17 protein-coding genes are annotated in these 17,730 nt (G+C 44.5%); 4 read left to right on the top strand and 13 right to left on the bottom strand.

Annotated elements, in window-relative coordinates; translation table 11 throughout:
* Positions 1-370: 370 nt before the first annotated feature.
* Positions 371-1,042, top strand: coding sequence for a sortase domain-containing protein (locus tag PPRES148_RS02670; protein WP_149453109.1), 672 nt, complete (start codon positions 371-373; stop codon positions 1,040-1,042).
* A 354-nt stretch (positions 1,043-1,396) separates the two neighbouring features.
* Here PPRES148_RS02670 and PPRES148_RS10630 read toward each other — a convergent pair whose 3' ends face one another.
* The gene (locus tag PPRES148_RS10630) at positions 1,397-1,534 is read right to left on the bottom strand and encodes a hypothetical protein (protein WP_187820440.1); all 138 of its coding nucleotides are present in this window, start codon (positions 1,532-1,534) and stop codon (positions 1,397-1,399) included.
* A gap of 197 nt (positions 1,535-1,731) precedes the next feature.
* Between PPRES148_RS10630 and PPRES148_RS02665 the strand changes: the two genes are divergently transcribed.
* Entirely contained in the window at positions 1,732-2,406 is a 675-nt protein-coding gene (locus PPRES148_RS02665; RefSeq protein ID WP_187820439.1) for a sortase domain-containing protein, read from the top strand.
* Positions 2,407-2,748: 342 nt separating this feature from the next.
* Here PPRES148_RS02665 and PPRES148_RS10625 read toward each other — a convergent pair whose 3' ends face one another.
* Positions 2,749-2,886 carry a hypothetical protein gene (locus PPRES148_RS10625; protein WP_187820438.1) on the bottom strand — a complete coding sequence of 46 codons (138 nt, stop codon included), beginning with the start codon at positions 2,884-2,886 and terminating at the stop codon, positions 2,749-2,751.
* Between the two features lie 197 nt (positions 2,887-3,083).
* On the opposite strand from PPRES148_RS10625, the gene PPRES148_RS02660 reads away from it, so the two are divergent.
* Positions 3,084-3,758, top strand: a complete 675-nt coding sequence (locus tag PPRES148_RS02660; protein ID WP_187820437.1) for a sortase domain-containing protein — start codon at positions 3,084-3,086, stop codon at positions 3,756-3,758.
* 766 nt (positions 3,759-4,524) lie between these two features.
* Here the strand turns inward: PPRES148_RS02660 and PPRES148_RS02655 are convergent.
* Entirely contained in the window at positions 4,525-6,198 is a 1,674-nt protein-coding gene (locus PPRES148_RS02655; RefSeq protein ID WP_149453106.1) for a transposase, read from the bottom strand.
* Between the two features lie 2,140 nt (positions 6,199-8,338).
* Here PPRES148_RS02655 and PPRES148_RS02650 point away from each other — a divergent pair.
* Positions 8,339-9,037, top strand: a complete 699-nt coding sequence (locus tag PPRES148_RS02650; RefSeq protein ID WP_149453105.1) for a sortase — start codon at positions 8,339-8,341, stop codon at positions 9,035-9,037.
* Positions 9,038-9,728: 691 nt separating this feature from the next.
* Here PPRES148_RS02650 and PPRES148_RS12760 read toward each other — a convergent pair.
* From PPRES148_RS12760 to tsaE, 10 genes are all read right to left on the bottom strand, one after another.
* Positions 9,729-9,860 carry a hypothetical protein gene (locus PPRES148_RS12760; RefSeq protein ID WP_281289893.1) on the bottom strand — a complete coding sequence of 44 codons (132 nt, stop codon included), beginning with the start codon at positions 9,858-9,860 and terminating at the stop codon, positions 9,729-9,731.
* A 55-nt stretch (positions 9,861-9,915) separates the two neighbouring features.
* Entirely contained in the window at positions 9,916-10,194 is a 279-nt protein-coding gene (locus PPRES148_RS02645; protein ID WP_149453104.1) for a hypothetical protein, read from the bottom strand.
* 10 nt (positions 10,195-10,204) lie between these two features.
* Entirely contained in the window at positions 10,205-11,059 is an 855-nt protein-coding gene (locus tag PPRES148_RS12200) for a hypothetical protein (RefSeq protein ID WP_149453103.1), read from the bottom strand.
* Between the two features lie 2,081 nt (positions 11,060-13,140).
* Positions 13,141-13,467 carry a hypothetical protein gene (locus PPRES148_RS02635; protein ID WP_149453102.1) on the bottom strand — a complete coding sequence of 109 codons (327 nt, stop codon included), beginning with the start codon at positions 13,465-13,467 and terminating at the stop codon, positions 13,141-13,143.
* Between the two features lie 123 nt (positions 13,468-13,590).
* Positions 13,591-14,397, bottom strand: a complete 807-nt coding sequence (gene tatC / locus PPRES148_RS02630; protein WP_149453101.1) for a twin-arginine translocase subunit TatC — start codon at positions 14,395-14,397, stop codon at positions 13,591-13,593.
* A 61-nt stretch (positions 14,398-14,458) separates the two neighbouring features.
* The gene (locus PPRES148_RS02625) at positions 14,459-15,043 is read right to left on the bottom strand and encodes a 5-formyltetrahydrofolate cyclo-ligase (RefSeq protein WP_187820434.1); all 585 of its coding nucleotides are present in this window, start codon (positions 15,041-15,043) and stop codon (positions 14,459-14,461) included.
* A 5-nt stretch (positions 15,044-15,048) separates the two neighbouring features.
* Positions 15,049-16,065, bottom strand: coding sequence for a tRNA (adenosine(37)-N6)-threonylcarbamoyltransferase complex transferase subunit TsaD (tsaD, locus tag PPRES148_RS02620; RefSeq protein ID WP_149453099.1), 1,017 nt, complete (start codon positions 16,063-16,065; stop codon positions 15,049-15,051).
* The gene (gene rimI / locus PPRES148_RS02615; protein ID WP_246142880.1) at positions 16,062-16,562 is read right to left on the bottom strand and encodes a ribosomal protein S18-alanine N-acetyltransferase; all 501 of its coding nucleotides are present in this window, start codon (positions 16,560-16,562) and stop codon (positions 16,062-16,064) included. The genes tsaD and rimI overlap by 4 nt, the downstream gene beginning before the upstream one ends.
* Complete coding sequence (gene tsaB, locus PPRES148_RS02610; protein WP_149453098.1) at positions 16,549-17,247, bottom strand: tRNA (adenosine(37)-N6)-threonylcarbamoyltransferase complex dimerization subunit type 1 TsaB; 699 nt, start codon at positions 17,245-17,247, stop codon at positions 16,549-16,551. The genes rimI and tsaB overlap by 14 nt, the downstream gene beginning before the upstream one ends.
* A gap of 5 nt (positions 17,248-17,252) precedes the next feature.
* Positions 17,253-17,714, bottom strand: coding sequence for a tRNA (adenosine(37)-N6)-threonylcarbamoyltransferase complex ATPase subunit type 1 TsaE (tsaE, locus tag PPRES148_RS02605; RefSeq protein ID WP_149453097.1), 462 nt, complete (start codon positions 17,712-17,714; stop codon positions 17,253-17,255).
* Positions 17,715-17,730: the final 16 nt, after the last annotated feature.

The following is a 17,730-nucleotide window of genomic DNA, read 5'->3' as shown; positions in this document are numbered from 1 at the left end:
ACACTACATTCATGGTGTGTATCCTTTAATGATAACGAGCCCACGCCATTTGTAGAATACAATGGGGGACGTTCCAATCTAGGCAAAACAGGACCCTATCGCGAAACATTCAACTTATCGAAAGACCATTCTCTGGCTTGAATTCCCGACCCGATATTCAAGCTAGGGTCTACGCCCCTCAGGGGTTTTCCCCACACTCAAACAACAAGATCCAAAACATACTAACATATTAAATATTATATATATAAAAATGATCATAGTTTCCGGAGGCCCTAAAACTAGGGAATAGAAATAGCAATATTTCCTTTTATCTGATACCATCCATAATGAATCCTCATAAAAAATCCAGCTACAAAAAGGAGCAACGCCTATGGCCCGATTCATAGAATGGCTGATCTGGCTTATCATTCTAGGAGCGGTAGGTGTCGGTGGATACTTTGGCTACGAACTACTTTCCGAAATGCAAAGTGCCGGAACCGACGATGTCTCCTATACCGATCGCATGATGGAAAATTCACAGGATACCTCCCGTAAGGAAACCATCACTCCTAAAGCTAAGGTGAAAACAGTAGGGAAAGAATCAAAGGGCTGTCCTAAAGTAGGAGAACTCATGTTTCCCAATACCAGCAGCAAAATTTACAATATCGTGTTTTCACGGGATTTCTCCACAGACAAGGCATGTCTCAAACGGGGACCCATTTTAACAGGGCGCAAGGCCCTTCCCCTCGTATCCCCTGGTGAACCTGGATTGTCCGTCATATCCGGACATCGTGACACACACTTCAAGGATCTACAAAAATTCGGGGTCGGACAATACGCTGTCTTCAATGATCAGGAAACAAAATTCATCTATCAAGTACGACGAATGAAAACCGTGGTGGCGGGGAAGGGTGATACCATACCTTCTATCAGGAGCAAGAACACCATCCTTTGGATTTCCACCTGTTTCCCCTTCTCATTCCACGGACCTGCTCCCTATCGACGAATCTTTGAATTGGATTTGATTCGTGAGGAAAAGGGTATAAAATGGCACAATGAATAAATTCATAAAATATGTACCCATCCTATAAGGACAACGATACCTAGAATGTGTATCCTTGTCCTTTTTTATTTATGTAATTTATAAATAAATACCTAACACCTAGGAAAATATAGACCCTTTTTCTTGGATGTAGAATCAAAGGTTCCCCGAGGAGATTTCGCCCACATTTTATATTTTTCCTAATCATAGCAATTATTATATTATATATAATATATTATAAAAAATACTTATAAAAATTAAATTTTTCTCTAAAAGTATTTATTTTTGTATTTATAAATTTATAAAAATAAAATGTTGAGATTCGAATCGACAACCTATTCCTTATGACTTCCTACCTTCTTTCCTTCTGATGAATCAAATCTTGCCTTTTCCTAGCCGATCCCTACCAGAAACAACAGCACTAGACAGCTTGAAACCTGCCGCCCAACCCACCATGATTCCAAATCCAGACACCCCCTCATCTCTCGTACGACCCCCTAAACACATGAACATAATCAGACACAACGCCCCCTGGATAGGGAATCTGAGTGAAAAAGAACCGAATGTAGCAGCACCGTATCATTTCTATCATACACATTGAACTAGAAACAATGATGATTTATAATTGGCATAGGTGTGCAAAAAATACGTACGATGGACACTCGTTCATAATTATAGAAAATCTTGGACTTAGAAGGGGAACAGCCTACATGGCTCGATTCGTGGAACGATTGATCTGGCTCATTATCCTAGGATCACTGGGGGTATGCGGATACCTTGGCTACCAATGGTGGTCGCATATTCGGGATGCTGGAGTCGATGATCCCGCCTATATCCTCCATTCGATGAAAAATCCAGAAGATACCTCCCCTAAACCAACGATCCTACCCAAGGAACCCGTTCATAAAATAGGGGAAAATTCAGAAAAATGTTCTAAAGTAATGGAATTGATATTCCCGAATCGTAGCGATAAAATTTTCAACGTGAGACTGACCCAAACTGCCGCAAGGGAAGATTCATGCCTGAAAAAAGGACCTATTATGGTAACACGATCATCGACTCTCAAATACCCCGGTGAACCTGGCCTGTCCTTCATTGCCGCCCACCGCGACACAAGTTTCATTTTTTTGAAAGAGAAGGATTTAAGAATAGGGGACTATGCCATCCTCGTTGACAAAAAAGGAACCAAACGAATCTATCAGATTCGTAGAATACGAACCATACCAAAGGAAAAAGCCACTCTGAAACCTATAGAAAGCAAATACTCCATCCTTTGGATTTCCACCTGTTTCCCCTTCTCATTCCACGGACCTGCTCCCTATCGACGAATCTTTGAATTGGATTTGGTTCGTGAGGAAAAGGGTATAAAATGGCACAATGAATAAATTCATAAAATATGTACCCATCCTATAAGGACAACGATACCTAGAATGTGTATCCTTGTCCTTTTTTATTTATGTAATTTATAAATAAATACCTAAACACCTAGGAAAATATAGACCCTTTTTCTTGGATGTAGAATCAAAGGTTCCCCGAGGAGATTTCACCCACATTTTATATTTTTCCTAATCATAGCAATTATTATATTATAAAAAATACTTAATAAAAATTAAATTTTTATCTAAAAGTATTTATTTTTGTATTTATAAATTTATAAAAATAAAATGTTGAGATTCGAATCGACAACCTATTCCTTATGACTTCCTACCTTCTTTCCTTCTGATGAATCAAATCTTGCCTTTTCCTAGCCGATCCCTACCAGAAACAACAGCACTAGACAGCTTGAGACCTGCCGCCCAACCCACCATGATTCCAAATCCAGACACCCCCTCATCTCTCGTACGACCCCCTAAACACATGAACATAATCAGACACAACACCCCCTGGATAGGGAATCTGAGTGAAAAAGAACCGAATGTAGCAGCACCGTATCATTTCTATCATACACATTGAACTAGAAACAATGATGATTTATAATTGGCGTAAGTGTGCAAAAAATACGTACGATGGACACTCGTTCATAATTATAGAAAATCTTGGACTTAGAAGGGGAACAGCCCACATGGCTCGATTCGTGGAACGATTGATCTGGCTCATTATCCTAGGGTCACTGGGGGTATGCGGATACCTTGGCTACCAATGGTGGTCGAATATTCGGGATGCTGGAGTCGATGATCCCGCCTATATCCTCCATTCGATGAAAAATCCAGAGGATACCTCCCCTAAACCAACGATCCTACCCAAGGAACCCGTTCATAAAATAGGGGAAAATTCGGAAAAATGTTCTAAAGTAATGGAATTGACATTCCCGAATCGTAGCGACAAAATTTTCAACGTGAGACTGGCCCAAACTGCCGCAAGGGAAGATTCATGCCTGGAAAAAGGACCTATTATGGTAACACGATCATCGACTCTCAAATACCCCGGTGAACCTGGCCTGTCCTTCATTGCCGCCCACCGCGACACAAGTTTCCTTTTTTTGAGAGAGAAGGATTTAAGAATAGGGGACTATGCCATCCTCGTTGACAAAAAAGGAACCAAACGAATCTATCAGATTCGTAGAATACGAACCATACCAAAGGAAAAAGCCACTCTGAAACCTATAGAAAGCAAATACTCCATCCTTTGGATTCAAACCTGCTTTCCTTACCGCCTCACCGGGGACTCCCCACAGCGCCGTTTCTTTGAAATGGATTTAATAAAGGAAGAAAGAAATGCGAAATGGCGCAATCCATAATAATGCGGTGGGCCCATAGTCCCTGGTGGGGACGTTTTGGCCCCCCATTGGGGAGTACGTTGCACAAAAAAATCCAGAATGCATAGTTTTTGTAGTAAAGAGCAACAAAACATGTAGGAAAAAAATTCCCAGTGGAATGATGGAAACCCCATCCAGATCAGGAAACTCCTATCATTAAGAAATTATTATGGAAACGGCGATCACAACAAACCCTATATAATGATTCGTGTGGGTTATTCATTGTAGATTCCCATAGTAAGGAAGTCCTGGGGGGATTGCAACATTTTTCACCCTTGCTTGACAATCCCCCCATCCTGATTTCTGGCTGATAGCCAAAATTGTAACCCGCCCTTCTTTTCTCCTCCACGCGAACTAAGGGCCCAGTAGGTGCAACACACGGACCCCAGGGGATCCATAATTGGTGCTGGTGCGCGAATTAAAAATCAGTTGATTTGGTTTTTTCTGGTATTAATTGTATTTAAAAATAGTATGTATTGATTGCTAATAGTAAATTAATTGATTCTGTATAATATGTATAGACGATTTTTAATGTAAATAATAAATTGAATAGTATGAATGATTTGGGCCGGATACAATGAAACGTAACGCTTATGGTTAGATTTCTACTATAACCATGGGAACTTGGTTTTTGAATCCATATTTGTGGAAAGGAATGCCCTATTCCGTACATCTTAGCATGACAAATAGACCAGCCTATGGTGCCGGTTATTTTATGAATATTTTTAATTATGAGGTATATTAATCACTATATTGCATCCCTCCTTCTTATTCTTATAAATTTTACTATATATTCGGAGACTTGGGATGTGTTATACGCTACACACTTTGCGAACATTGTCAACCTAGCTCTCCGTTCACCACGCACCTTAAGTCGGCGGGCGCCATAGGCATTTTTGAGTGCGGAGCAAACGCCCTCAATGGCCGCACGACGATTCCCTGCTTCTCTGTATTTGGGTTGCTCCAATTGATCCCTTTGCTTTGCCGCTGAGTACGTTCGGTCGGTCAATCTTACGGTTCTTCCCCCCGTTTTGTTGGGTTTGCCAATGCACTGATCCGCAAAGGGGCACTTCTTGCAATCCTCCCTGTTGAAATAAGCCACACTGGTCCCGCTCCCTGGTTTTCCCCCTGGTTTGTACTGGCTGTTCTCGGGTTCCTTGTTTGCCGCGCATCGTGTAATTTCCTTTGTTCTTTTGTCTCGCACAAACGTGCTTGCCCTCAATTGATTGGGGTTCTCCCTTTGGCCCGTCATATTGGTGAAACATAGGGAAATACCCTTTGATTGGGCCAGCTCGCTGATCTCATGGCTGTAGTACCCTCCATCGGCACACAACTGCATTCCATCATGGGGAACCCATGTTTCTATGTACTCCTTCGCAAAGGTCGTATCTGGATGCAGGGAACCTCTCAGATCAAAGAAGGAAATCAGGCTTATTCCCTTCTCTCCATCACGATCCTCTACGATCTGGCCGGAATATCCCCAACATTCCTGTTTGTTTTTCTTCCTGTACTGAGCATCAGGATCATAAGGGCTTTGTAGACTACCAGAACGCACCTTGGGGAGCATCCTGAGATTTCCTTGTTCATCCTCCTCCGTCTGTTCCCAGATCACCCTTTCCAGCAATGCATACTCCTTGGTTGATCTGATTTCGTCATATTCGGAGGTGTAGTTCCTTATAGCCAAGCAAACTCCAACTAGCTCCGCAGTCCTATGATCCCTTGCTGTTACTCCTTTTTGGGGGAGGAGAGGAGGCTGATGGCCCAATGATTGCTGACAATCGATGTCTGTTTGTTTGCATCCCTTTTCCAAAAAGACCCCCCACTCCGCGGGGAGGGGAATTTGAAGTTCAGCCGAGATACAAACCACATTTTTTGCCACCAGATAGATCACTTCATTACGGGTTAATTTCCTTATGTTACTGTTGATTAGTGTGCTATCCATTCTACGGCAGGTGGATATCATACCTACTATTGACTTTTGGAAGGTGGTGAAGTGCTGAAAGGAACCCTGTGTAACATTGCATCTTACTTTCTCCTCGTATGCCAACAACCGTTTCCTACCGTCATATAATGTCCTTCTACCTATAAGGGGCTTTCCTTTCTTCCCCCCCAGAGCTTCAAAAAATAGTCCCTCCCGTGGGAGACGTTCGATCAATTCCCTGTCGGTCCACCCGAAGGTCTCTTTAACGAACTCCATGGTTAGGGTAAAAAGGATATCCTTACACGGTTGACCAATCGTATTATGATAATCGGCATATGTTTGCCTGTACCATGAAGCATGTTTCCTGTAATACTCGCAAAGGATTGCAAGTTTAATTTCTTCTTTGGTGGAACACCAGTGCCACTGATTCGCAAAGCATTCCATCCATTCCTCTACCTCTTTCAAATTCGACTGTTCCATGGTACAACGCCCTGGGATCATCTGTTATCAACCTCCTTTTTTATAGTATAAAGAGGATTGTATAGAAATAACAGATGGTTATCAAGTTTCTTTGGCAGTAATTTTCAGGTGAAACATAAAAGTTGTTTCGAATGTACATGGGAGAAAGGGGTCACATCTTGTTTTGTGTATATATTTCAGAATATTATTATAAATATCGATGGCCCGGCCGTAATTTAGAAACCGAACTGCTATGGATAATATGATTTCTTAAAAGTATATATAATTATTTTTATGAATCCGCAAAGGATCATTCTCCATTTTTATTGGAACCTCAAGAAACAATTGTGAACCTTGTTAACCGCGCCAGCACCATAATTAGGAAGTCTTTATACCTTTCCTGTCCCATAACCACACCTACCGTGTGGTGGGGGATTTTGGTTTTCTTTGGGTATGGATCCAAACCACACTGTTCTCTATTGTTGGAATTCTCTCAGAAGATACTCAGTTTGGGCTTACATTGATCACCATGGGGGATTGTATCATCCACATAACCCTTACACTGGACATCCGCGTAGAACATTCCAGCAACCTTGGATCCAGGGACCAATGGGCCAGTGGGGGGCTTAGAACCCCTCTATTGTGATGTTGTACCCTAAGGGATCCGGGTCCAGGGTATGGATGACAACCGGTCACCCATCATGAAACACGTTCACCTTAGTTCCCGCATTTGCTATCATAATAGTTATAGAATACTACTTGGCTAAGTAAATGCGTTAAAGTAGGTATTTTTACATTAGTAAATGGATATCCAAGGTAAGAAATTCGAATGGGTTCCCAGAGATTTAGGAACCCCGGCCGGGGGATTTTGAAACCTACACCCTTCAATCCCCTCTTCGATAGTTTCGCTGGAAGACTATATCGGGACTTTGAGTCCTCCCCTATAGCAAGAAAGCATCCTTGTACCAACACCACAGTACCCAACGCTTGGATCAACAGATCGTGTGATACCGGATCAAAGAATCCCTTGGATATCGGAACCCATCCCCCCAGGCATATTTTCAACGGCGTTCCCTATTCCGACCTCATCTGGGGGGATTTCCTAGAACGCAACAGAAGGATCGGAAACAAAACATAGCCCCAGGGGGGGATTCGGGTCATCCCTTGACTACTCCTATCTGGAAAGCCCATCCTGTCCCCCCAAAATTGCGGAATATACCCCGAGGGTCCTCCTCCCCATCTCTGGCCTCGGGATTTCCATCCTTCCAGCCTTGGGCGGGAGGTCGGGACCCCCGCGCGTCCTATAACTGCCTGTGTGGGTTTTGGCCCCCGCTTGAATCAAATTTAGCGATAGGATGCCTTACCCAGCCTGTATGCCCCATCACTAGTTTGTCTGTATAGCCTAACCCAAGGCCCCCATTCGGCACTTTGATGGGTTATGATGATCCAAATATGGGCCTGGTCCGGGCCCACGATGGACCTTCCCTATTTCGAGCGGGGGAAGAACAATGCCCTCCCCCCAACGTAACGCTAAACCCTACTCACCCCGTTGTGTAGTGTTGTGTAGTTCTGTACCTAGATCCAATACAAACCAGCTTCCTTCACAGCATATAATCCTCCCGTGAATTTGCTGTCTGTTCCCCAAAACCGAACCATCATTCTGCTCCTTGGCTCCATAAAACTTCCTCATTACTACAAACTAGATCTGTCCCTGTGCGCAGTGCAGGTGCTGTGTCCATAGAAGGGGGATCCACCCTAACGGTAACGGTTCCCCGGTGGGGGGTACCCTAAATCATCATTCATCTACCCCCCTACGTCCGCCGGCAGTTCATATCTTATATCCCAACTTCCCCCCCTACTCGATGCCCTTTTACATTGGCAGCTCAAGATCGTTTGAGAATTTGCTCCCACCGGCCTCCATGCTGAAGGGTCAACCTCCATCAGAAATCCCCTTCATCACCCCCTACCACTTGCAGAACATGCGATAGGGAAAAATCATCATAATAACTATATAAAATATTTTTTATTCATAATTTTACGGAGAAAAGTGAGATACAACCTAAAATATCGAATAAACAACAGATAATAATTTATAATAAATGTTAAGAGATGGTAAATTAAAACAATGGATTACAAGAGGTACTCCCATAATGGGGACCCGTCCTAAGGGGGAACTGTCGAAATGATCCCACTCATAAAAAAAATTGCCCTGGTCACCCTCTCACTATCCCTGGGTGTATGCGGGTACTATGTCTACCGAATGTGGTCCGAAAGAGAAAATATCCCCCAAAGCAGCGACATAAAACCATACGATAACGGCACCACACAGGATCCACAGAATGGTACACCAGACAACAAAGCCAACATTCCAACCATAAATGTACCCACAATGGAGAGGGGGGAAAAGGCAGTTAGGGTAGGAAAAGCAACCCAAAATTGCCCAAAGGTAGCGGAATTGACCCTCCCGGGTAAGAGTAAAAAGATTTACAATCTATTACTCGCACAACACCAATCCATAGAAAATACCTGCCTCCACAATGGACCTATTGTGGGAACACGATCCTCAAAATTCGTACTCCCCGGTAAACCCGGTCTATCCTTCATTTCTGGACACCGTGATACACAATTCAGAGATCTAAAAAATGTCGAAAAAGGGGACTACGCCATTTTCGATGATGGAACAAAAAAGCTTACTTACCAAGTTCATAATTACCGAACTGTACGAAAGGAAGCAGCCATCCTACGCCCCATAAAAAGTGAACAGTCCGTCCTTTGGATTACAACCTGCTATCCCTTCTACTACCGTGGAGATGCTCCTTATCGACGCATCTTTGAATTGAACTTAGTCCGCGAAGAAGAAAGTGCAAAGGGAAACAACTGATTTTTTATGAAGAGATCTTCGGTAATGCCAGGACTTGTCCCCGTTCAGGAACAGGTCCTTTATTCCATTATAAGTTTTTAAAAAACCATAGTTACCAACTACTCAATCACGTCCTAACCATCCTGACGATAGGGCATATTCCACAAGGATTTTCCCCTTGATAGCACAGTAAAACCAGGCTGCCCAAACTTTTGTCTTGTCCTTTTCTGGGGGGGTTGATTTTTCTGAAAACTGGGTGTTGTCTCAAAAAGTTGCGACTCAGTACGGTTGTCACAGTAGTTATCTAAAGATCATCTGTAGATCTCCTATATTATTTATATTATAGTATATATTTATGAACATAATATAAATCATCCTAAATCCTAATCCTAATTTATTGTATAAATATATTAATCAACAGTACTGTATCCTCAATTATGGCAGATTTCCGATATGATTGCGAACAAAAAAATAAAGAGATCGTTATCTTTAGTGATAGATACAACATCCATTATTCAGATCAGGATGATCGATTGCATAGCGCTGTACAGATTGGCACAGGCTGTGTATTCTCCTCGTAATCAAACATATAGAAGAGAGGGTCTCTCCTGCGATGGGCACCTAGCCCCCCGTTTAGCCAAAAGAAGCCCCCATGGATAAAGTTGGAGGGGAGATACAGGTACCGGAAATCCAGGGAAATCCCCGGCGGGTCTCACCCCGTTCGGAGGATGATGATATTGCGATGCGTGGGTGAAGATGGGCCTACTAGCGTACCCTCTCCTCTATGCAACTCTGGATCTTGGCTCTCTTCCGTTGGAGCAGAGGGGGGGTGTACAGGTTGCATCCCAAATTTGGTGTCACCCCCAAAAAAGGTGATTTTAGTTTAAAAGTGAGAAGGACTATAGGATCGCATAGGGCCAAATAAAGAGCAACGTACAGTAATAACGCACAACCTCCTCTCCAAGAAAGGGATAAAGGAAAGCCATGCAGCAGAGCCATTCTGGAGATCTCACGGCGGGGAAGCCAGGCGCCATTACACAATAGGCCGGGCCAACAAAAACAACAGCGATGAGTTGGATAGGAGGAGGAAAAGGAGAGCAAAAAGGTTCCATACAGAAAAATTGGGCCGGCCCTGATCCTTCTGAGGTCCAAGAACCAATGGGTGATGCAGCCCGCATAGACCAATTCTCATTGAAACCACATAATTACATCTTTTATCATAAGGATTGCCGTTAGGATCATAATTGAAGAAAAAAACAGAATGATCAAGATTTTGTATTTCCGAATCCACTCTTCCTCTTTTTTTCGCAGGTCCTTCACAAGACTCATTCTCCCAAAATCACCGTAGAATAGAGAAGTCCTGAACAATTCTTGACTCCCTGGTCTCCCAGCAAAGGATTTTATAATAAAAGGCCTTTTGCCAATCAAGAAATGGAACCAAGTGGGGAAGATTTTGAATGTATACACAAGCGTAATAATACCCATAAATCTGTTGGATGTCATATAATCCCAATATATACGTAAGTATATAGGAATTATATATAAAAGAAGAAAGAACATACTGGTGCCCATGAAAGAGCGAATATCTACCTCCTCTTCGATCTCCCTAGCGCACCAACGACGCTCGCGCAAAACTTGCCAGTGGAAACTACCCCACCAACCCGCGATTCCCACGGTTTGTACAGTTGGTGATCCATGGATCCACATAGAACAAGCCATAGATATCAAAAAAAATATAAAGCCCATCCATGGGACCGCATACCATTGCAATTTACTGACCCCATTTTTTTGTGCTATTCGTAAGCATTCCATCTTATGTTCACTTATAAAATTTATGAATGTATAAACATATGAGAAGTATCTCGGAATGGCTCCCCATAATGGCAATGTGCTAAAGATAAGCATAGAGAAAAACGACAGAAGGCTCCAATCCAAAGCACCAAAATGGGGGAAAGAGGGGAACAAAAGGGACTTAAAATACACACCATATAGGCTAACATGCAAGAGCATGAGTATGTTGAATAACAAAGCTAGAAAAGCCAATCTCAGTATAGTAACCCCCATATAGGGGGACCTCCCCCCTTGAGGGGAAGGTCTGAAAGAACTACATCGCATACTTTACATCATGTTTCCCTTCTAGGGAATCCATCCCAATATTTTGACTCCGTGGTGTAACGTAATGAACCAATACACAGGAGATAGGAATGAGAGTACGGGTTTCCCAACTAAGTGGTAGGATCGTTATGGATCTGCTGCGAAAAACAAATTGGATACCCATCCCTTGAATATAAAAAATAATACCATATTTTATTATAATTTTTATAAAAATAGAACATAAAATAATGCGATAAGGGTAGCAATTGTCACTTTTGCGTTTACCCCTATGGGGAAACTGCTTCATTGTATTATCGTTACTGGATCCATTATACCAGGGAACCCCCTTATTGGGACTAGGCTTCTTCCCGTCTCTACAACCGTATGCTGTTCCAATAGCAAATATGACTCCTTTTATGAGGTTTTTTTCCTGGAGCGGAAAAAACAACCTATATTTTGATAATACCTAGAATTCTCAATGATTCGGCAACGGTTCACTTGTGTTGAGCCCCTTATTTTCCACCTGACAAAGGTTCACTTCCGTCTTTTCCTAAACACCGCTTACCACCAGCTCATCTTCTCACCCATAGAGTTAGGTGGCTTGAAATCTGTTCTTACCAGCCGATTTTCCGAAAGACCAACCACAACCATAAGAGGTGTCCTTCATCGTCTTTGCAGCTTAGCAAAGCCACACCCCCGTCATATGGCTCTCATCGTCCAAGTCAATTCCTTTTGACAGGTCCAACAAACAATAGAGTTGAATGATGCAAAATCGCGGGTGCGAATCCTGGGTTCATTTGTATTGCCTAAAATTACCTGGAGTACCCAGCTCTCCTACACCCATAATAGCAAGTGGATCCTGATACCAGATGACATACAACAGCGCTTATTACCACACATGCGGCAGAACAGATGGCTGTTGGCACTGAGAAGGAAAACAAACTCCAACAATACCGTACACACCGGACCGGGATCTTAAGCTTTACAAAACGGACCTTGGCCAAACTTCGGACCTGGGGGTTCAGTCTCAGGGGTGGGGGTTGAACCATGGTTCGATAGATCGAATGTATCGTGGTAAGTTTCTGTGTTTATGTCTGCCTAGATTTGGATTCTCTCTCACTGTATTTCAAGGTATTCTTGCGGGAACACAGTAGGACATATACGTTATTTTTATAAAATTTAAAGTTTTATGTGTTATAATCATGGGCAACTCACCCCCTATCGGGGAATAAGGGGTTGTCGATATGAAAACAGAACTAAATTTCCCAAGGCCCCCTTTTTCGGACGAAGTGAACATCGTGAAAATAGAGAAATGAGAAACCACAAAATCAGATAAAATGAGTTATATCTTAGAATCCATTGCCAACCGTCCATCTCTGGGAATTAGGTGTTCCTGCGAGAATTCGGGAAACCTGGGACACCCACCTAATTCATCCTTACAATCCAGAATTAGGAAAAAAAAGCCCAAGGATATTCTAGGTCCGAAGTTTGGCCAAGAGCCTGCGGAATAAGGCATTCACTTTCGCGATCATGGGTTCAAAAACCAAGTTCCCATGGTTATAGTAGAAATCCAACCATAATCGTTACGTTTCACTCATATACGGTCCAAAACATTCATACTATTCAATTTTTTATTTACATTGCAAATTATCCATACATATTATACAGAAGTAATTCATTAACTAATAGCAATCAATATATATCATTTTGAAATATAATTAATATCGAAAAAAACCAAATCAACTGACTTTTAATTCCAGCACCAGCACCAGGTATTGAAATATCGGACCATGGTGGACCCAAAACAGAGGGTGGTCCATCGCCAATTTCCAGGGGTAAAGGATCAGTATTATCCCGAGATCCAACGCGCGATGGTACATAAAAATACGAGCGAAAGGGCAATATCACGAGGACATTGCCTCTTTCCTAAGAACCTGTGCCATCACAAAAATCACCTGGTATTTTTATACTCCCCCCGACCCAATCCCCAACATACGAACCAATCTGGTCCATCGAGGGGAGGGAAGCAATCAAATAGGATCCTGCTGCTGCATTGTGCCGCCGCCAGACTTTCCCTCTGTGGACAAAGGGATGGTCCGCTTTTGTTGTGATCCGGGGGAACAACTATTCCCCTGCTGCCCCCCTTGGCCACCCATAACAGAGGAGAGCATCTGTCTTAGTAAGCACAGGAAACCACCGCCCCTCCGAACCCCATCCCCATTGCCCTGTTCACGCCCAAACAGAAAAGACACCCTTCGACGAACACACGGCGAACACACATAAAGCAACGTCCCCAATGCCACGATGGTCCACCCACACGACGCCATGGACCCCATAGATCTTCTACACCGAAACATAATGGGCTAAACTCCCCCTCTTATAAACTATCTAAACACTATTTTCACTACGATTTCACAGGATCACAAGGAATAGTATTTCCGATAATGAATCATATTATGCAACCCCACTCTTTACCAAATCTAGAACCCCCTACCGCCCTCTCCGGACCGGGATTCCCTCCAGACCAACCAAGCGATACTGGCCTCATAGGAAAATAATAGAAAGACAATGAAAATAACGGTCTGCAACGAAAAATCGCCGGGGGACAACGCAGCAGCAAAGACGAGCATTAGGAGATAAGCAATCCGTCGTGCACGTTTCAACCCAGCTGCTGTAATAATCTGCAACTGAGCAAGACCCCATACAAGGACAGGAATTTCAAAAATGAGACCACAAGGAATTACAATCACCACAAAATCACGAAAGGCATCACCCAAAACATATTGTCCCCTTAAACCAACGGAACGATTGAAATCCCCAAAAAAGTCACGCGCCCAGGGAAAAATCACCAGGGATCCCAACCAACAACCCAGGAGGAACAAACCCATTACAACGGGAAACAAAACGAAGATCCACTTCTTCTCCCGTTGTAATAAACCGGGGGAAATAAAGGCCCATATCTGATAAAGTATCACGGGAAGTGCAAATAAAAAAGCAAATGCAAAAGAAATACGCAAACCCACCTGAAAGGGACCCATAAGGCTACCGGGAATCAGATCATAACCTGAATAAGCAAATTGAAACAAGACCTTCATCATCGGTCCCAAATAAAAAAAAACTACTATCCAACTTAGTACGATAGCCAGTGAGCAAATGAATACCCTTTTCCTTAACTCCTGTATGTGATCCACGTACCAAGACCTCTGTTGCCCCCCCCCTTGTTCATCAAGGGGCATACTACGGATCACTGGATCCGGTTCCAGGGATTTTCCCTGATCCTCTGTCATTTCATTATCCCCTTATCATTCCTATCCCACCTATCCCATATACGACATAGGTGTATAATCCTCATGAGCCTATTGTATGCCAACCCCTCTGAGTGAGCAAAAAATCCATCGGTACATCATGAATCCCTGGATGGATTGTTGGAAGCACCATTTGTTCGTACACAACCCCAATACGAACCATCCTCCCCTGGATCCCCTTGGACGCAAAAAAACGGTCATAAAAACCCTTCCCGTAACCCAAACGATACCCCTGCCAATCAAAAGCCAGGCCTGGGACAAGGGCCACACAAGGGGAATCACATGCACCCAAAACTTTCTCCGGAAGAGCAGGGGGTTCAAGAATACCAAAGGTACCGGATTGGCATCGGACAAGGGTATCTACATGATAAAAAACCAATGCATTACCCTCGACACGGGGGAGAAACACCTGCTTTCCCCGCTGCAAAAGATCATCCAAAACAGGATCCATATTAGGCTCGTTGCATTGAAACCGGTATCCCAAAAAAACGGAGCCACGAAACCAATGGAAACGGGATAAAAAATGTTCACAAATTTTCTGGGAACAATACCGATAGTCACAGCCACAAAACGATGTGCAGTGGCTACGTGCCCATTTGCGTAACAATTCCTTTTGGGACACCTGCACCCCACCTATTCCCCTATTATTTCCGTGGCAAAGGATCGTTGAGAAACAGGCGTCAACGTCAATGGGGCGGAAATACCATTTCTATGCAGATAGGTGCCTGCAGCAGCTATCATGGCCGCATTATCTGTACACAAAACCGGCGGCGGGATGGTAAGACGAACAGAAGCTTGTTCGCAAAGAGATTTTAGAATCATCCGAAGACGTTCATTGGCGGCTACACCACCGACTACGACAAGACGTTGGGCTCGAGTATGCTTTAATGCCCGCATTGCCTTCTCCGCCAACACCTCGATCACAGCCTCCTGGAAACTGGCCGCAACATCGACCGCCGCAACATTGGGATCCCTTTGCAACCATTGCCAAACTGCCGTTTTCAACCCACTAAAGCTAAAGGAAAGTGGTGTAGAAGGCAACCAGGCGCGCGGTAGGGGACAAGCTGATGGATTTCCTTGTTTTGCTAATTCCTCTAAGGGAGGGCCACCCGGATAGGGAAGACCCAACATTCTCGCCACCTTATCGAAAGCCTCCCCGGCCGCGTCATCACGGGTTTTTCCTAAACGATGGAAGATCCCGTGCTGTGGCATCTGTACCAATTCCGTATGCCCCCCTGAAACCACTAGGGCTACAAGGGGGAAGGTGAGCGGTTCCACCAAATGGGCGGCATATATATGACCTGCAACATGATGAACAGGTACCAGGGGCAATCGATACACCCAAGCCAATGTTTTCGCTACCATCACCCCACTGAGCAGGGAACCAACCAATCCGGGACCGTCCGTAACAGCAATTGCCTCTAACTCAGGAGGAGATACGGATGCTTGCGACAATACTTTCTGCAGTGTGGGGACCAAGACCTCAACATGCAAACGTGAAGCTACTTCTGGAACCACCCCACCCATTTTTTGATGATCCTTAGTCTGTGAGACAATCTCCTGTGCAACGATCCTCCGTCCGTCCCGAACCAGAGCCACCGCCGTATCATCGCAACTGGTTTCAATACCCAAGAGGAGTTGTTTACTCAATCTTCCCGATCCCCTTCCCCTTCCAACTCCAGATTCATCAGTATAGCATCCTCATTGTTGTCCACATAATAAAATTTTCTAACCCCCACCACAACAAATCCAAATTGCCCATAGAGAGATTGTGCCTGTGTATTGGAGACCCTCACCTCCAACGCCACTCGTGTAATCCCAAAGCGTGGCAATTGACCCTTCACATGCAATAGCATCGCTCTCCCTATCCCCTGTCGACGGAATGCAGGATGAACGGCAATCGTTATGATATGGGCCTCATCAGCAATAAACCAACAACCACAAAAACCCACAACGGTATCCCCCCGACAGGCAACAATGTAATAAGCAAAGGGATTTTCCGTAAGCTCATAACGATAGGATGAAACGGGCCAAGGACGGGGAAAGGAGACAGATTCAATCTCCGCCACCTTCTTCAAATCACTTTTCTTCATCCGCCGAATGAAGGGAACAACAACCACTGGGTGGGAACCTTCATTGTCCCACAACCGATTCACCCCCCCCCGATACATTCAAATAGAGGGGGAGTGATAAGGATCCTTCCACAGATTGTCCACTCATGAGCGCCTCCCCCACCCAACGCGCTAAAGGGACAGCAGAGGGGATCACGTACCGATGCGAAATTTCCGATAAGGACAGGTTCTTGAAACGATCCCGCCAGGTGTCGGGTGGGGGATCCGTTCCTACTAAAAACAGAGGGCCCCTTACTGTGGACCAGGGGAGGGGGTCGTCCTCGCGAAGTAGACAGGGAGCCATGGTTTCCTGCAAAACCCCTCGTGGGTCCCAATGATAGGCAGCAGTATAGATACGACCAGAACGTGCATCCAATAAAGGGAAAAGGGTACCTTGGACACCAGGAACGCCCGCCGCAAGCATACGCAAACTGGAGAATCCATACCACGGCAATTGACCTGCCCAAGCCAATGTTTTGGCTACCATATATCCGACGCGGAGACCTGTGTAAGAACCCGGCCCTAACCCAACCGCGACGGCACACAGGTCGCGAACTCCCAAACCCTGTTCGATCAACATACCCTCCAACCATGGCACTAGACATTCCGCATGTCGTCGTATCATATGACTACTCCGTGCAACCAACGTACGTTTTCGCTCAGCATCATACAGGGCTACGGTCAGGTAGGGGGTTGCTGTATCCATAGATATAACTTTCAAAAGAATCACTCTCCCCCCTGTACAAAGCGCAACCCGCGTCCTATTCCCGCTACGCGCAACCCTGATTCGTTCAGCTGTAAATCAATCCAAATCGTTTTCCCGGGCAACCAGGGGATCAACCGTTCGGCCCACTCGATGACGCAAATTCCTTCTCCCTCAATCATTTCCGCATACAAATCGGCATCTAGATGCGAGGACTGTAAACGATAGGCGTCCAAGTGGTAAAGAGACATGCAACCTTGCTGCTGATATACCTTAGCAGATAAAAAGGAAGGACTGTCCACGGGTTCGTTGATCCCCAATCCCAACGCGATTCCCTGCACCAATGTTGTTTTCCCTACCCCAAAGGGGCCACGAATGGCAACGACATCACCCTTCTGCAATAGGGAAGCTAAAGAAACACCCCATTGTCGCATGCTAACGGCATCCTTAATAATTCTCTTCTCCCACTTCGCGGGAATTTCCATACCGAAAATCCCCTCC

Source organism: Pasteuria penetrans, assembly GCF_900538055.1.
Taxonomy (GTDB): domain Bacteria; phylum Bacillota; class Bacilli; order Thermoactinomycetales; family Thermoactinomycetaceae; genus Pasteuria; species Pasteuria penetrans.
The sequence above is the reverse complement of the archived record's forward strand: the minus strand, read 5'-3'. Positions and strand labels throughout refer to the sequence as shown.

What these genes read in the sequence shown, in the direction of transcription:
- PPRES148_RS02670 (WP_149453109.1), top strand. Translation starts at nt 371, where the DNA reads ATGGCCCGATTCATAGAATGGCTGATCTGGCTTATCATTCTAGGAGCG.
- PPRES148_RS10630 (WP_187820440.1), bottom strand. Translation starts at nt 1,534, where the DNA reads ATGTTCATGTGTTTAGGGGGTCGTACGAGAGATGAGGGGGTGTCTGGA.
- PPRES148_RS02665 (WP_187820439.1), top strand. Translation starts at nt 1,732, where the DNA reads ATGGCTCGATTCGTGGAACGATTGATCTGGCTCATTATCCTAGGATCA.
- PPRES148_RS10625 (WP_187820438.1), bottom strand. Translation starts at nt 2,886, where the DNA reads ATGTTCATGTGTTTAGGGGGTCGTACGAGAGATGAGGGGGTGTCTGGA.
- PPRES148_RS02660 (WP_187820437.1), top strand. Translation starts at nt 3,084, where the DNA reads ATGGCTCGATTCGTGGAACGATTGATCTGGCTCATTATCCTAGGGTCA.
- PPRES148_RS02655 (WP_149453106.1), bottom strand. Translation starts at nt 6,198, where the DNA reads ATGATCCCAGGGCGTTGTACCATGGAACAGTCGAATTTGAAAGAGGTA.
- PPRES148_RS02650 (WP_149453105.1), top strand. Translation starts at nt 8,339, where the DNA reads ATGATCCCACTCATAAAAAAAATTGCCCTGGTCACCCTCTCACTATCC.
- PPRES148_RS12760 (WP_281289893.1), bottom strand. Translation starts at nt 9,860, where the DNA reads ATGCAACCTGTACACCCCCCCTCTGCTCCAACGGAAGAGAGCCAAGAT.
- PPRES148_RS02645 (WP_149453104.1), bottom strand. Translation starts at nt 10,194, where the DNA reads ATGCGGGCTGCATCACCCATTGGTTCTTGGACCTCAGAAGGATCAGGG.
- PPRES148_RS02635 (WP_149453102.1), bottom strand. Translation starts at nt 13,467, where the DNA reads ATGTTTCGGTGTAGAAGATCTATGGGGTCCATGGCGTCGTGTGGGTGG.
- tatC (WP_149453101.1), bottom strand. Translation starts at nt 14,397, where the DNA reads ATGACAGAGGATCAGGGAAAATCCCTGGAACCGGATCCAGTGATCCGT.
- tsaE (WP_149453097.1), bottom strand. Translation starts at nt 17,714, where the DNA reads ATGGAAATTCCCGCGAAGTGGGAGAAGAGAATTATTAAGGATGCCGTT.